Origin of the sequence: Sphingobacterium sp. UBA3549 (genome assembly GCF_002376635.1) — a bacterium.
Classification (GTDB): Bacteria; Bacteroidota; Bacteroidia; order Sphingobacteriales; family Sphingobacteriaceae; genus Sphingobacterium.
Genome location: NZ_DFOE01000011.1, coordinates 207,444 through 223,555, shown reverse-complemented (window position 1 = coordinate 223,555; position 16,112 = coordinate 207,444). Strand labels below are relative to the sequence as shown.

Sequence of the window (16,112 nt, the reverse complement as noted above, 5' to 3'; positions counted from 1 at the left end):
TCTCATGATTTCCTGTCAATCCAGCCACGGGCAAGATGTTGCACAAGCACAACGCAACCGACTATTTAAAAGCTACATGGAGGTAAAAAAGGATATCCAGGATGAAAATTTTGCCAGCGGCAAAGCACATGCCGTTCAGTTGGAAAAAGAAGTTCAGAACTTTCGTCTGAAAGGATTGCAGCTCGACGACATGATGCGTCTAAAGAAGGTAAGCCAAACCATGAAGGCCGATGCAGCCGGCCTGAAAGCCGCACAAGATCTAACCGCCATGAAAGCGACTTTTTCTGCCGTTACGCAATCCCTATTTACCATCATGGAGACAATGAAATGTACCGACGAGGCCGTCTACCTACAATACTGTCCGATGGAAAAAGGGTATTGGTTAAGCTACGACAAGACGATAGAAAATCCGTACGCAGCCTCGATGCGCAATTGTGGCCAAGTGGTCAAGGGAATGGCAACAGCCGATTATCCCGAGCCCGTTGCCTGCCATTAATTATCGCTCAAAATCTATGCAAAATATCCATAAGAGGCTATCTAGATAGCCTCTTTCTTTTTGATGTCCGTACATTTCCAACCGCTACTTCCAACCCACATTTTCCCTTTTATCAAAACAGACGCTAAAGCGTTTTAAACTTGGCTGATAATTTCTTTCGGCATGTCATTTAATTGTGGCCGTTTTTTTGTTATATTTAGAAACACGACAATCTACTGTCAATATATACCCATAAATTTGTATGCGAAGTGTAGCGATCGAACAATCTGATTTTGACCGGGCAGTTTTTGACCTTGTACCTCTTCCCATGTGGATCTATGATCTGGATACATTGCATTTTCTTGCAGTAAATAAAGAAGCCATCCATCATTACGGGTATAGTGAGGAAGAGTTTATGCAGATGACGATCAAAGATATTCGCCCGCGAGAAGACATTCCAAAATTGGAGGAAGCAGTAGAAAGAACCAGAAATCGGCGTACGAAGTTTAAGAAAAGCATTTTTAGACATCAGAAACGCGATGGCCACATCATGTATGTTCAGATCAAGGGCAACACCATCCATTTCGACGGCAAGAGAGCGGAAATCGTTACCGCCACCGATTTAACGGAGCTCTATGAGAAGGAACGGCATTTAGCCACTGCTTATGAAGAGCTTTCCTTCAGCGAGCGAAGATATCGGTCATTGATCGAAAATGGCCGCGATCTGGTTGCCATCATTGACCGGGCAGGTAACTATATCTATGTAGCACCAACCTCTACCACCGTTTTGGGGATTGAACCCGAAGCATTCCTGGGCAAAAATGCGTTTGATTTTATCTATGAAGAAGATGTGCCGCGCGTCAAGGAGCAGCTTGGCAGCATACAGGCATCAATATCCGTATCCATTGACGCCTATCGATTTCCCGATGTAAACGGCGATCTGCGCTGGTTTAAAACGGAATTATCCAACCACCTCAACACACCGCTGATTGAAGGAATTATTGCCAACACACACGAAGTTACTGCCGAAATAAAAGAGAAAATCGTTAACGATCTTTTTACCGAACTGACGCTAACATTTGCGAAGTCTATATCGTTGGTAACCTCGCTGGATCAAGCCCTCCAGCGGCTTGTCCTGCTCCCCAAAATACGCGCGAGCGAAATATGGTTAGTAGCCCCAGATCACAGCGAGTTGCACCTCGTCTCGACATCGTTTCAGCAGCGTAAGTTCGGCCTATTTTACCAGCAGACACAGGGATTTACCTCCTGTACACAAGAAGAAGGCTTACCCGGGAGCGTTTGGAAAGAAAAAAGGGTGATTGTTTGGGACCATCTCGGGGAAAATAAGCATTTCCTACGCGCTGAAGCCGCCCAGAATGTGGGCCTTACCACAGGCATTGGCCTACCCATTATGTATGGCGATGAATTTCTGGGCTGTATCATATGCTTTTCTACATCGGCGCCAGAGATTCTTTCAGAGAAGATAAATTTACTGACGGATATAAGTGAAAAGCTTGGTCCACTAGTCAAACAAAAAGTAACAGAAGAAGAATATCGTACTATTTTCAATATATCTTCAGATCCACTTTGCATTGTTGGTTTTGACGGCTATATCAAAAAATGTAATAATGCTTTTGCCCACCTGATGGGGTATCAAAAAACACATTTATATGCTACACCAATTTTTGATTTCATTTATCTCGATGATCGATCACGTGCAGCTGAAGCGCTATCATTATTAATAAGGGGTCATTTGACCGAACGTTTTTCGGGTCGGTTTTTAACGGCTCAGGGCGAAATCAAATGGTTACAATGGTCCGCTACTGTCGCAGCGGAATCCAAAACAATTGTAGCCGTAGGGAAAGATATCACCAAACAAAAGCTTGCGGAGCAAGCGTTACAAAAAGCTTATGAACAGTTAAAAACGGCTCAAAAAATAGCTAAGCTTGGGTATTGGTTTAGACCCATAGATTCAGATATATCCGAATGGAGTGAGGAGGTATACACGATTTATGACTGTTCACCTGACACCTTTATTCCAACGACAGAAAATGTAAAACAGACCTTGCCGCCTAAACATGGGCATCTGATGGAGAGTAATGCCTTATTTCATCTTGAGCCCGGAACGACCAAAAGCTTTGAGCACGAAATCATTACCCTTTCGGGAAAGTTGAAATGGGTGCATCAAGAAGTGAGATTGGTTTCAGATGAGCAGGGGAATGCCGTTAAAATTGAGGGCACAATACAAGACATTACGGCTTCCCGTCAGGCTATGGATCAAATCAAGAAACAGAACGACACCCTTCATGAAATAGCCTGGATGCAGTCTCACATCATCCGCGCTCCACTGACACGTATCATGAGCTTAATTTACCTTTCAAGGGAATTAGACGGGGGTGGAAAATCTACGCCCGAAATTATGGATCTGATTATGGATTCCGCAAAAGAATTAGATGAAGTGATTGCGCAAATCACCGTTAAAACAAACCTTATTCATCACGAACATGGAACAGATACTACTCATAGATGACGACGCTGTCATCAATTTTATACATACCAAAATCATTGCTAGTGTCTATCCAGATGCGACTGTGGTTATTTTAGAAAATGGGAAGAAAGCGGTGGATTACATACAGCAAAACCAACAAAATTCCTATCTCGTCTTCTTGGATATCAATATGCCCGTTATGGATGGCTGGCAATTTCTGGAAGCGATGCAAGATTTTCCAAACAAGGGCAACCTGCGCATACATATGTTAACTTCTTCCGTAGATTTACGAGACCAGAGTCGCGCAGCAGACAATACCATGGTGCTCTCTTATCTACCAAAGCCTTTAACAAAGGATGTTTTACGATCGATACCCGTTGAACAGTAGCTGTTGGTCAAGAATGGATATATCCTAACAAGCACAAGTTTGAATACAAATTCGTATCTTTGAGGAAGATACAAATGAAAAATATTAAAAATGAACTACAAAATATCATTTTTGGAGATGGACCAATTGGCAGTTCAAGCAAACTCAAGCAAGTCCAACATTTCCTTAGAGAAAATGCGATCTCAAGCCAAGGAATTGAAAAACAAGAGTATTTCAAAGGTGAAGAAGAAAAATGCTTAATTGATTTTGCAACAAAACATTCTCTTTTCTATTTAAATGAAATAGATGAGGATATGTTTATTAGCGAAGGCGCAGAACAGCGCGTCTACAAATTTGATGACTTTAATGTCATAAAGCTCAATTCATCTATTTTTTATGAATATTGGCTAGATTATTTTAATAATTTACTTATCCATAACTTTTTCTTTAGTTCTACAAACTATGATTTTTTAGGATTCAAAATTATTGATGAGCAAGTATATGCTGTAGTAAAACAACAGTTTATCATTGCGAACGAAACTACTAATCTTCAATCAGTTCGCTCCTTCTTAGAATATAATTCTTTTCACAATACACGTAATAATGACTACATAAGCAAGGATCTAGGCTTAATATTTGAAGACCTTCATGACGAAAATGTATTGACAAAAAATGGAATTCTCTATTTTATAGATACTGTTTTCTATATCCATAAAAGTTTTTTCGAATAAAATTATGCTCGGTCTTTTTAAAACTCTAATTCACAGAAGATAGACGGCAGCAAAATATCAATATGCCCATTATGGATGGCTGGCAATTTCTGGAAGCGATGCAAGATTTTCCAAACAAGGGCAACCTGCGCATACATATGTTAACTTCTTCCGTAGATTTACGAGACCAGAGTCGCGCAGCAGACAATACCATGGTGCTCTCTTATCTACCAAAGCCTTTAACAAAGGATGTTTTACGATCGATACCCGTTGAACAGTAGCCGGCATCAGTAAAAAAAATATTTGCTATTAACGATTCAAGAACTATTGGTAATTTATAGTTCTTGAAAACCTAAAATATGAGTTAAGACCTGTTTTTTAAAATGCGATAGTGATAGGAATTGATTTAAATGTACTCACGTTAAAAGTGGTATATATCAAATCGTCTCAAAATATCCTCATATTGTCTCAACAGGCAATACCTCTCCTTTCTATGCTGTACATTTAGGGTTCAAATCACACCAATTATATGCAGTATCTTGAATTTAAACATAACTATGTTATCTGGAGTCCGAAAAGCATCTTGACCATGCTACAAAGCTTGCTACTCCCCCTTTCAGCGTAAACAACCAATACACTTATTAATAAACATTAGCACATGAATTTTAAAATGAACAGTTTTAAAGTGGCTACTAAATTATTGCTATTCAGCAGCAGTTTATCTGCTGGAGCCGCTTACGCATTGCCCCATGCCCCCTATGTTCAGGAAGCCCAAACTACAATCAAGGGCAGTGTCAAGGACGAGCAGGGCAACCCCATTGTTGGTGCCACTGTCACCATCAAGGGTGGCACCACCCGTACCTCTACGGATGCCAACGGTGTATTTACATTGAATAATGTGGAGAAAAATGTCGTCCTTATCATCCGAATGATTGGCTTTACCTCCAGGGAAATTGCCTATAATGGCTCTTCCAGTGTAAATGTGCAATTGCTGTCAGACACGCAGCAGCTTGAGGAGGCTGTCGTGGTGGGTTACGGTACACTCGACAAAAAAGAATTGACCAGTGCCGTATCGAGCATCAAGCAGAAAGACATGGTCGCGGGGGCTGTATCACCGCTCTTGGCGATTCAGGGAAAAGTACCCGGACTCAGTGTACTTTCCAACAACGGCACGGATCCCAATGCAGGTATTTCTTTGCAATTGCGTGGTGTCAATTCGGTCAATGCCTCACAGGGTCCCTTGGTGGTTATTGACGGTGTTCCCGGGGGCGACATCAACTCCGTTGCGAAAGAAGATATTGAAACCATCAACGTACTTCGGGATGCCTCCGCGGCAGCGATCTATGGCACCCGGGCTTCCGGTGGTGTCATCCTGATCACCACCAAAAGACCTCAGGTCGGCAAGGCGCAAGTGAATTTTACGTCCGAGTACTTTGTCGAAACCATTCGCAAACGTCCACAGGTATTATCGGCAGAGAAATTTGTCGAATATGGGCTCGGTGAAGACCTCGGACACCGTACAGACTGGTATGATGAAGTTACTAATAACAATCCATTTAGCCATCGGCAGGTCGCCAACATCAGCGGCGGATCCGAAAACGCCAATGTCTATACTACGTTTACCAAACGCGACGCCAAAGGGATGGCGATCACGTCCAAACGGGAAGAAATCGGCGGACGCATCAACAGTGCATTTAAATTTTTCGACGGCTTTGCGGAGTTGAGTACCAATGTAAGCTACAACCAAGTGAAAGCGTTTGGATCTAACGGAGACATCTTCAACAACAATGACATTTTTAATATGGCCCTGGTGATGAATCCTACCCAAACACCTTACGACGCCAATGATGTCAGCGGATACAATGTATTGGAGGGAGGATATGACACCTGGAATCCTGTTGCAGAAGCCCGCCTACGCAGCGATGAAAAGCAATTCAAATACCTGTTGGCCAATGCGACCTTAAAATTAAACCTCACAGAACACCTGACCACCAGTGCGACCATCGGCGTAAAAAACAACAGCGAGCATGGCAACTATTACCGATCGGCGCAACATCGTATTTCGCGGGAAAATAATGTGGATGGATTTGCCAAACAATATTATAGCCGATTCAATGACCGCATCTTTGAGTGGACCGCCAACTACACCAACCGATGGGCCGAACATTCTTTAAATGCAGTAGCAGGCTACAGCTATCAAGATTTCAATGGACAAGGGTTTTCTGCCGAAAACTCAAATTTTCCTGTGGATGGTATTGCCGAAAACGACATGGGTACAGGTACCTATTTACCAGACGGTCGGGCAGGTCTTGGATCCTGGAAAAACCCATGGGTCAAACTTGCCGCCTTCTTTGGCCGTGTCAACTATTCTTATCTAGACCGCTATATCCTCACTGCTACGGCACGATATGAAGGATCCAGCAAATTTGCCCCTAAAAACAGATGGGGATTCTTTCCCGGACTGTCCGCAGGCTGGCGCATATCACAGGAGCCCTTCCTCAAAGATGTTAATTTTATCAACGACCTGAAACTCCGCGCAGGCTATGGCGAAACGGGCAATGAAGGCTTTGATGCAAAAGTGGCAACACGGATGTATAGTGCCGACACCTGGTTTCTGCAAGATGGCAAATGGTTTAGAACCTATGGCGTGAGACACAACCAAAATCCCGATATCAAATGGGAGGTCAAAAAAGAATACAACCTTGGCCTGGACTTTTCTGTACTGAACAATCGCTTAAGTGGCCGTTTTGATATCTATAAGCGAAAAATTGATGACCTCATCTATGAGATCAGCGTATCCCAACCCCCTGCGATATACGACAAAACCACTATGAACGTAGGCAGTATGCAAAATACGGGGTACGAGTTTGAACTGAACTTCAAAGCCGTAGACAACGAAAATTTCAGTTACACAACAAGCCTCGTGGGTTCACATAATAAAAGTAGGCTCAACACCTTGTGGGGTAGTCAGACCTTTACCGACCGGAAGGACTTTCCGGCCCCCGGCTCACCAGGATCTGCGGTAAGGTTATATCCAGGCCAAGACATCGGGCAATTCTTTATTTGGAGATTTGCAGGGTTCACCGATGATGGCTATTGGAAACTTTACGATAAGGAAGGCAACGCATTTGATGTACGTGACCGTAAAAAAACTCCCGAAGATAAATCGTTTGTCGGCAATGCCATTCCCACACTACAGCTTTCCTGGAACAACCAGTTCAGCTATAAAAACTGGGATGCCAGTATCTACATGCGCAGCTGGATCGGACACGATGTGTTCAATATGATCAACATGTACTATAGCCTACCTAATGTAAAAGGTCAGAATGTTTTGGAAGAAGCCTACGACAAACATAAAAATATCAAGGGAGAAAAAGAGCTGAGTGATTACTGGTTAGAGAAAGGCACCTTTCTTAAGGTTGACGCACTCAACATCGGTTACCGCTTTAACCAGAATTGGATCAAGCCCTTAAAGTCCATGCGGATATATGCCACCGCACGCGACCTCTTTGTATTTACAAACTATACGGGGCTAGATCCGGAAGTCAATATCAATGGTCTCGAACCGGGCTTCGAAGAGCGCAATGTCTATCCCAAGACACGGACTTTTATGATGGGTTTACAAGTAAATTTTTAAAGCTAGCAGGACAAACATGAAAAAATATATTTCCATAGCCACCCTATCCGTAGCCTTGCTGCTATCCGGATGCACCAAATTGGATCAAGAATTCTATAGTTCGGTCACACCGGACACCTTTTTTAAAAGTGAAAAAGACATCAAAGCTGCCTTATTTAGACCATTTACCCATGCCAAATGGTATATGGGCGAAGACCGCTGGCGCTTGCAGGAATACACAGCGGACAATTTTGCCATCACCACGAAAGGACGTCATTGGTACAATGGAGGCGAAAATGAAAGGTTTCATTACCACCAATGGACAGCAGATGAAAACTGGATTTGGGAAAGCTGGCGCGGTACGCTGATGGGTGTTGCCCTGGCGCTTGATGCAAAGAGCGACCTGAGCAAACTGGACTACAGCAAATTTGCACTTACAGAAGAACGCCAAGCAGCAGACCTGGCGCAACTCGATGCCTTGATCGCCTATTTCTATCTGCGCGGGTTAGATTATTTTGGCGGTATGCCTATTTTCGAATCCCTAGACCAAGAATCCCTGCCGCGCAATAGCGATCAGGAGCTCTTTGCACATATCGAGAAGCTGCTCAAAGCAGCGATAGAGAATCTACCGGCAAAGAAGGCCGGCGACAGAGAAGAAGGGGCAATCCGAAAAGCTGCAGCTGCCGCCATGCTGGCACAGCTCTACTTCAATGCAGAGGCCTATATCGGGAAAGCCATGTACGCTGAAAGCCAAAAGTTAGCTCAGGATATTGTCAATAAAGTTTATGGCGACTACAGCTTGGATACCAAATGGAACGGCGTACATGGATTTAAAAACCACGAATCGCCCGAGATGATTTGGTCTATGCCATCTGAATTTAAAAAACTTGAATACAACTGGTTTTATGCAGATTTTTACCATTATAATACCAAGCAGTTCTTCGACCAAGATATGGGCGGCAACAATGGCGCCCACCTGACCCCATCCAAGAAACCCAATGGCTCCCTTTATGCAGCAGACTTTAAGCTAGGTTCACCTTTTGAAACTTTCGACCAAGGCGATCTCCGCAAAGCACCCTATGTCTATCATAGTGCAGATCAATACGAAGGTATGTTTATCGTAGGCCCGCATAAGACCCCAAGCGGCGAGACCATTGTTGGCGGTGAAGAATATAAAGATGAGCCGCTAGACTTTGTCGACCAGGTAGCTCACTTTTCAAAAGTTGGTCCTGGCAAAGAATATAGCTCCATTGACCAGCTGCCCTCAAAGATGTCCGAAGGTGAAGAAAACACTGGCGTCCGTCTTGTTAAGGTTCCTATTCCCAATTTGGCTAACAATGAGTTACGCTGGGGAGCGGATCTACCCGCTATTCGTCTTGCCGAAATTTATTATATGCTTGCCGAATGTGAATTCAGGTTAGGAAATAAGGAAAAAGCTGCAGCACTATTCAATACTGTCCGAAAACGAAATTTTGCGCAAGAGCAGGATCCGAATCCCGTAACAGTTACAAACATCGACAAGTACCGTATTTTGGATGAATGGAGTATTGAATTTTTAGGCGAAGGACGCCGGCGTACCGATTTGATCCGATGGAAAGCATTCACCACAGAAAAATGGTGGGATCATAATCCCAGCACTTCGGCCCATCTGAATCGCTTTCCCGTACCCAATAAGGCCATTGCAGGCAACAATAGTCTGACACAAAACCCTGGCTATTAAAGCGCGAAAAGAATCGATTTAAACGAATAGAGCCCAGTCTGATTTAGTAAACAGGCTGGGCTCTTCAATTTTACACTAAACCCTTGATTCAATCATTTTTGAGTTCTCAGCTTATTCAATTCCTTGCATTTGTTGATACGTAAACAGCTGCGGATAGTTTTTTGGGAGCTCAGTTGTCAGGTTATGCATTTGGAAATCATCATTTCTAATTCTGCCATCCGGATCCATGAGTACGTAGCGCGGAATTCCGTTAAATTTAAATAATTCGCGTAAGGCCCTATATTCATCTGCAGAAACCCGATAAGATTCAAACATGCTATTTTTAACAATATAGTCTTTATAAAACTCCATATCTGGCGTCCCTTCACTATCTGTTATAAAAACAAACACCACATTCGGATGATCTTTGAGTTTCAGACGTTTCCCTTGCGTTGATTCAATACCCGATCGGCAGGGGCCGCACCACTGTGCCCAAAAGTCCACGACAACGACTTTACCACGATACTTATCTGTCATTTTTTTAAAAACGGCGGCAGCATCGGTTTGGGGTAGTACATAGCCGTTTCTGGACTTCCATACACGGTCTGCCAGACTGAGCGCTTCACCTTTTAGATCCTCGTTCGTCAATATGGCCCGCAACTGATCAGTAGTTTTTGCTATCGCGGCTGCATCGGCAGCACCATTTAGTGCAGATTGTAATGTACGTAGTTTTGCTACTTCAGAGACCAACGTATTGGCTATAGTAGGGTTTGCTTTTCGATTTGCCGAATCCAATACAAAATAGAAGTCCTTTTGGCGTTTACCATTTAAGGCATCACGACTAAATAGTGTTGAATACTCGAATCGGTTGATAAAGGTAGAAAATTCATTTTGTGTCAAAATAGCCGGATCATTAAGGTCTAAGCGCGCTATAAAATCAAAATAATCATGAGGGAGTGGCTCTTGTAAGAAGGTATTTGTCGGATTGTTCCTTAAATAACTATTTCGATCCATTTCCATATCCATTAATTGAACGGCATAATAGAGCGCAATATCCGTTCGGATCAGTTTTTTTAACTTGACGGAGAAGTTGGATTTTGCCAAACGCTTGTTTACATCATTTTGCACCGAATCCCATTCCGCAACAACCTGCTTTTTGTTTGCTGAAATAGTATTCTCTTTCAACATTTTTTCCAGACCTTGATAAAAGGCGCGCGGATTCTTCCCCCAGTTGAAATCTTTGAACTGCTGATTATCGGCAGCAAGCGGACCTTCATAACCTATTAGTTCTACATTTTGGTCTGCAGTCATTTTAAATCGTAAAGCCAGTGTTTGCCCTGGTTCGATATAATAATCAAATAGGTTATCTTTAAACCGAATATAAGCGAGCTTTGGGTTGGTCGCTAAGTAACTCGCTTCAAAACGGCCGTCTGGATGAACCTTTACAGTGGTAGGATAATCTTCCCGCGTCAGCTCATTACTGCTATAAATAATACCACTTGTAAATTCTAAAGCAGGACTATAATCTTCGATAAATCCGATGATGCGCACAGTATCAAATTGAAAGAAATTCTTTTTATACGAAGCAAGACTTTTTTTCACTTTAGCTTTAGCCAACTGCTGCTTTATCCAGTCATTTGGATCGGCCTTCGGTGTTTTTTCAGTAGATAATTGTGCCGTAGCACATGATAAAAAGAAGAAAGAAAGAAAAGAAAGTAATGCAAATTTCATATCTAGGCCGCTGGTTTCCCTAAAGTTAACCATTTTTTTTAATATAAATAAAGCTCACTAAGATTATTATGGCGACAACGATCACATTGTACGCGAATAGTCAGATACCGTGTAAAAGAGTTTCATTTTAAAAAAGCGTATTTATGCGTTTTTATTCAGCAAGATACGTCTTTCAAATACCAAAATTCTTTAAAAATTTTAATTAATGCATTTTTATGCTATATTTGAATTAAAACATATATAAACCGATTAATAACCGCTATAAATTTCCAGATGAAATAGCAAAAATTTTATGTTGCACAAGCACCAGGTGTATTGGCAAAACCTAAGTTAAACAGAAGCTAATCAAACACATTTTTATTATGAAAAAAAGTATGCTCGTACTAGTGAGCTTGCTGAGTACGTATGGCGTCGCCCTGGCCCAAAAAATCGTTACCGGTAAGGTCACTACGACAGATGGATCCGCATTGGGAGGTGTTACAATTATCGAAAAAGGAAAAACCACCCAATCCATCACCAACAACAGTGGAATGTACAAAATTACCGTACAAGAAGATGCCACCCTAATTTTTAGACATGTTGGCTATAAACAAATTGAAAAAGCCATTTTAGGCCATTCTGTACTTAACATCAGCCTATCCGAAAATAGCTCATCATTAGATGAGGTCGTGGTCACCGCCTTTGGCGTCAAGCGCGACCGAAAAACGCTGGGATACTCCACCCCCATCGTCGCCGGATCCGATGTCTCCGAAACGCAACGAGAGTCCTTTTTCCAAGGCCTTCAAGGCCGTGTTCCGGGCCTATCCATCAATAGCACAAGTGGTATGCCGGGGGCATCAGCACAGATCGTGTTACGGGGATTTGCTTCCATTTCTGGCGACAACAACGCGCTTATCGTTGTAGACGGCGTGCCCATCAACAATTCTACCCTGAACGAAAATGACCTCGCCAGCAATGGTGCCAATAGAGATCTCGATTACTCCAATCGCGCGATGGACATTAACCCCGACGATATCGAGACCTATACCATTTTAAAAGGTCCAGAAGCTACCGCCCAGTTTGGTAGCCAAGGTGCCGGGGGAGCCATTTTGATCACCACCAAGAAAGGAAAAGCAGGTCGGTTTACAGTCAATTATTCGCTTTCGGGCCGTGTTGAAACGGTCAATAAGTATCCCGAGCGGCAGTATGTCTATTCGCAAGGTACCAATGGTACGTATGCGGGGACTTCGAGCTACGCCATGGGGCCGAAATACCCTGAAGGTACGACACTTTACAAAGATAACGTCAACAATTTTTTCCGCACCGGCTATAACCAAAAGCATAACCTTTCTTTCGAAGGGGGCTCTGAAAAAGTCACCTACCGCTGGTCCAATGAATATAGTAACAATACTGGTATTGTTCCGAATACTAGCTATAAACGTTTTTCAACCCGTTTAAATGGTACAGCCAAATTTAACGACAAACTAGAATTCAACACCTCTTTTAATTACATCAATACACAGAACGATAAAGCCCGAAAAGGAAATACAGGCTATTTGATCACCATGATGCGCTTTAATCCGCTTTATGACGTCCGTGACTGGATCGATGAAAAAGGTAACCGTGTACTACACAACTCAGATATTTACAATGAGCTAGACAATCCCTTTTGGGAGGTGTACCGCAATACTGCCAATGATGATGTGAACCGCATCCTGGCGACCTCCAATATTACCTATCGGCCGACCAACTGGCTGAGCCTGAACGGAATCATCGGCATGGACTTCGCCAACACATTGGGGCAAAGCGTCTACCATCCGCAGTCCTACTCGGGATCAGGCTCCTCGACCAATGTGCGAAACGGTTCGATGAATGTCTATCAGGTCAATGGACGTGTACTTTCCGGATCATTTATGGCTACCGCCAATACAAAGATCGGCCGGGACATCAGTTTTCGGGCCAACCTAGGGACCGAATTTAAAGATTACAATACCCTTACCAATTCACAATATGGCGAGGACTTTTACGACCCCGACTTTTACAGCATCAACAACACCTTCCCGAGCACCCGTCTGGCCAAATCAGTTGCCAACAACTTTCGGACGGTCGGCTTCCTGGCACAGGCCGGATTTGGGTACCTGGACAATCTACTGTACCTAAACTTAACAGGCCGACTGGATGCGGCCTCCCGCATGATGCCCAATAATCCCTATTTTGGCTACCCGTCCGCGTCGCTGGCCTTTAACTTTTCGGATCTATCCTTTTTCAAAAACAAAGTCAGCTGGCTCAGTGATGGAAAATACCGGATTTCTGTCGGCACGACAGGGAAAGCACCCTTTAAAAGTTACTATACCTTATCTAATTTGGAGCCCAAACTTTCCACCGGTGGCGGATTTGCATACAGTTTAAATGGCGGTAATCCGAATCTGAAAGCCGAAAAAACCAGAGATTTTGAAACAGGGCTCGAATTTGGCTTTTTCAAGCGTCGGCTTACCTTTGATTTCAGTTATTTTAATCGCCTGAGCACGGGTCAAATCATCCTACCCCGACTAAGCTATGGCTCTGGTTTTGTGTTACGGATGATGAATGGAGGTGAAGTCAAGACTTATGGTACCGAGCTGCAAGTCAACGTCAATCCCATCAAGAAAACCGATTTCAGCTGGGATATGACCTTCAACTTTACCCAATATAAAGGAAAAGTACTTTCATTGGCTGAAGAATTGCCCGAATTGTACGATTCAGATACTTGGGTATTGAGCGGCGTACGCTCTTCGGTCATGCCTGGATACAGCATTGGAACTTTATCAGGAACACAATTTAAGCGAAACGATCGCGGCGATATATTAATTAATGCACAAACAGGACTTCCCATCGCCGGTACCGACAAATATTATCCTATCGGTGACCGCATTCCAGACTTCACCCTCGGCATTGTCAACAAATTCAATTACAAAAACTTTTATCTTACCTTCTTATGGGATCTGCGCAAAGGCGGTGATGTGCTCAATGGACTGGATTATAGGCTTTATACCTATGGACAGTCCGTAAAGACGCTAAATCGGGAAGAGCCCCGCGTGATCGAGGGCGTACTGGAAGATGGACTTGAAAACACGGCCAATCCAACCATAAACCGTATTGCGGTAACCCCCTATTCCGCATCGACATATTATATGACCAATATTGAGCCGCAAATGTTTATCGAGAAAAACATCTATGCTTTCAGGCTCCGGGATGTAACCCTTCGCTATGCCTTACCCAAGCAGCTGACACAGCGTATATCGTCACAAGCTGCACTGAGCGTATTCTTTACCGCTACCGATCTTTTCCTTTTTACGAATTACACCGGACTGGATCCCGAGAGCAATAGTAATACAGCAGGCCTTGGCGGTATCGGCGGTTACGGTATCGACTACGGAAATATGGCTAAGCCCAGAGGTTTCAATTTTGGCTTTAACTTGAGATTTTAGGAGGAACATATCATGAAAACAACGATTTACATATACATTTTTTCAGTCCTATTCGGATTGAGCAGCTGCAAGAACTACCTGGACATCAACGAGAATCCGTCCAACCCGCAGCTCGTCAAAGCCGAATTGCTTTTAGCGCCGATCATCTACCAAATGGCCAACGGCTATGCCAATGACCAGCGTCAGATGAACAAGTTCAATCAGACCATTTTGGGCGCCAGCAGCGAAGAGGCTTCCCGCATCTGGGAGCGCCATGGATTTCCACTCACAAGTGATGTAGGCGGTGTGATGTGGCGTATGGTTTATATCGATCACGGGCTCAACCTACAGTTGATGATCAATGATGCCATTGTCAATCAAAAATATGAATATGCCGCAATCGGTTATGCCGTAAAGGCCTGGGGCTATCAGATGCTGACTGATTATCACGGCCCGATTATTCTGGATGAGGCTTTACGGACGCAGCAGTTATCGTTCAAATACAATGACCAGCCCGATGTGTACGCTAAAGTACGTCTATGGTGCGATTCGGCGCTCTACTATCTCGATCAAAAAAGTCCACTCGACTATAGTGCCAACCTGAATTCAAAAAAGGGTGACAATCTTTTTCGGGGCAATATGGATCGCTGGCGGAAATTTGTATACGGCCTGAAAGCACTGCAGTATATCCACTTAGTTAATAAACCGGATTTCAAGGAAAAGTATGCTGATTCAATTGCCTATTTCGTGGACCGTTCATTTGATTCACCTGCTGACGATGCGGGTGTCAAATTTGATGGAGACAAATCCGAGACAGCCAATGTGGTGAGTTCCAGGTTTGGCCTTTACACCACATCCTATTACAATCGTGCAGGCAAGCCGATCGTACGCTATCTTACCGGTGGATTGCGCGGTGAACCCATTGAGAACCCCAAGGCGTCGACTGATCCCCGCCTTTCGCGCATGCTGATGATCAATAATCCGGTTGATAGCATCTATATTGGTGGAGATCCAAATGTATCCAATACCACGGTGCCCAATATACTTGGCGATGTGACCAGCGGACAGGGCAAATTTATCTTTAGGGACGCTGCAGATTTCCCGTTGATGACCTATGCACAGCTGCAGTTGGTCAAAGCCGAAGCACTATTTATCAAAGGTGATCAGGCAAAGGCTTATGAGGCGTATATCAAAGGGATATATGCGCACATGAATTTCGTCAACAAGTACATCAATACCACCAACGAAAAAACCATCACTCAAGTTGAAGTAGATAATTACATCAAGGGTGGAGAAGTACCGCTTTCTGCTACGGACTTGACTTTAGCCGATATCATGGGCCAGAAGTATATTGTACAATGGGGCTGGGGAGGTCTTGAGCAATGGTGTGATTTAAGAAAATATCATTATAGCACGGAGATTTTTAAGCAGTTTATCCCCTTGGCAGGCAGCCAGCTTACCTACAATGACTATTGCTATCGTGTACGGCCCCGTTATAATTCGGAGTACGTATGGAATGCGTCGGAACTTGACAGATGGGGGGCGCTAGAGCCCGAATATGTGATTAAGCCGACTTGGTTTGTTACTTCGACCTATTAATG

At 43.6% G+C, this 16,112-nt stretch carries 10 protein-coding genes; 9 read left to right on the top strand and 1 reads right to left on the bottom strand.

All coding sequences use genetic code 11. The annotated features are described in order from the left end of the window. The first annotated feature begins 4 nt into the window (after positions 1 to 4). From B2W36_RS07405 to B2W36_RS07375, 7 genes are all read left to right on the top strand, one after another. Positions 5 to 496: a DUF3347 domain-containing protein gene (locus B2W36_RS07405; protein WP_293887178.1), complete on the top strand. Its 492-nt coding sequence runs from the start codon at positions 5 to 7 to the stop codon at positions 494 to 496. A gap of 241 nt (positions 497 to 737) precedes the next feature. After that, on the top strand, positions 738 to 3,005 hold the full coding sequence (locus B2W36_RS07400) for a PAS domain S-box protein (protein ID WP_293887177.1): 2,268 nt from the start codon (positions 738 to 740) through the stop codon (positions 3,003 to 3,005). Continuing rightward, on the top strand, positions 2,980 to 3,351 hold the full coding sequence (locus tag B2W36_RS07395; RefSeq protein WP_293887176.1) for a response regulator: 372 nt from the start codon (positions 2,980 to 2,982) through the stop codon (positions 3,349 to 3,351). The genes B2W36_RS07400 and B2W36_RS07395 overlap by 26 nt, the downstream gene beginning before the upstream one ends. 74 nt (positions 3,352 to 3,425) lie before the next feature. Continuing rightward, positions 3,426 to 4,061 (top strand): hypothetical protein, encoded by a 636-nt coding sequence (locus tag B2W36_RS07390; protein ID WP_293887175.1) that lies wholly within the window; start codon positions 3,426 to 3,428, stop codon positions 4,059 to 4,061. 71 nt (positions 4,062 to 4,132) lie between these two features. After that, entirely contained in the window at positions 4,133 to 4,321 is a 189-nt protein-coding gene (locus B2W36_RS07385) for a hypothetical protein (RefSeq protein ID WP_293887174.1), read from the top strand. Positions 4,322 to 4,698: 377 nt separating this feature from the next. Next, entirely contained in the window at positions 4,699 to 7,677 is a 2,979-nt protein-coding gene (locus tag B2W36_RS07380) for a SusC/RagA family TonB-linked outer membrane protein (RefSeq protein ID WP_293879822.1), read from the top strand. 16 nt (positions 7,678 to 7,693) lie between these two features. After that, the gene (locus B2W36_RS07375; protein ID WP_293879824.1) at positions 7,694 to 9,376 is read left to right on the top strand and encodes a RagB/SusD family nutrient uptake outer membrane protein; all 1,683 of its coding nucleotides are present in this window, start codon (positions 7,694 to 7,696) and stop codon (positions 9,374 to 9,376) included. A 111-nt stretch (positions 9,377 to 9,487) separates the two neighbouring features. Here the strand turns inward: B2W36_RS07375 and B2W36_RS07370 are convergent, their stop codons facing one another. Beyond that, positions 9,488 to 11,086: a TlpA family protein disulfide reductase gene (locus tag B2W36_RS07370; RefSeq protein ID WP_293887173.1), complete on the bottom strand. Its 1,599-nt coding sequence runs from the start codon at positions 11,084 to 11,086 to the stop codon at positions 9,488 to 9,490. 362 nt (positions 11,087 to 11,448) lie between these two features. On the opposite strand from B2W36_RS07370, the gene B2W36_RS07365 reads away from it, so the two are divergent. Both B2W36_RS07365 and B2W36_RS07360 read left to right on the top strand, forming a co-directional pair. After that, complete coding sequence (locus B2W36_RS07365; protein ID WP_293887172.1) at positions 11,449 to 14,532, top strand: SusC/RagA family TonB-linked outer membrane protein; 3,084 nt, start codon at positions 11,449 to 11,451, stop codon at positions 14,530 to 14,532. Positions 14,533 to 14,544: 12 nt separating this feature from the next. Further along, positions 14,545 to 16,110, top strand: a complete 1,566-nt coding sequence (locus tag B2W36_RS07360; RefSeq protein WP_293887171.1) for a SusD/RagB family nutrient-binding outer membrane lipoprotein — start codon at positions 14,545 to 14,547, stop codon at positions 16,108 to 16,110. Positions 16,111 to 16,112: the final 2 nt, after the last annotated feature.

Excerpts from the sequence above, each read along its gene's own strand:
- B2W36_RS07405 (WP_293887178.1), top strand. The coding sequence starts at position 5 with ATGATTTCCTGTCAATCCAGCCACGGGCAAGATGTTGCACAAGCACAA.
- B2W36_RS07400 (WP_293887177.1), top strand. The coding sequence starts at position 738 with ATGCGAAGTGTAGCGATCGAACAATCTGATTTTGACCGGGCAGTTTTT.
- B2W36_RS07395 (WP_293887176.1), top strand. The coding sequence starts at position 2,980 with ATGGAACAGATACTACTCATAGATGACGACGCTGTCATCAATTTTATA.
- B2W36_RS07390 (WP_293887175.1), top strand. The coding sequence starts at position 3,426 with ATGAAAAATATTAAAAATGAACTACAAAATATCATTTTTGGAGATGGA.
- B2W36_RS07385 (WP_293887174.1), top strand. The coding sequence starts at position 4,133 with ATGGATGGCTGGCAATTTCTGGAAGCGATGCAAGATTTTCCAAACAAG.
- B2W36_RS07380 (WP_293879822.1), top strand. The coding sequence starts at position 4,699 with ATGAATTTTAAAATGAACAGTTTTAAAGTGGCTACTAAATTATTGCTA.
- B2W36_RS07375 (WP_293879824.1), top strand. The coding sequence starts at position 7,694 with ATGAAAAAATATATTTCCATAGCCACCCTATCCGTAGCCTTGCTGCTA.
- B2W36_RS07370 (WP_293887173.1), bottom strand. The coding sequence starts at position 11,086 with ATGAAATTTGCATTACTTTCTTTTCTTTCTTTCTTCTTTTTATCATGT.
- B2W36_RS07365 (WP_293887172.1), top strand. The coding sequence starts at position 11,449 with ATGAAAAAAAGTATGCTCGTACTAGTGAGCTTGCTGAGTACGTATGGC.
- B2W36_RS07360 (WP_293887171.1), top strand. The coding sequence starts at position 14,545 with ATGAAAACAACGATTTACATATACATTTTTTCAGTCCTATTCGGATTG.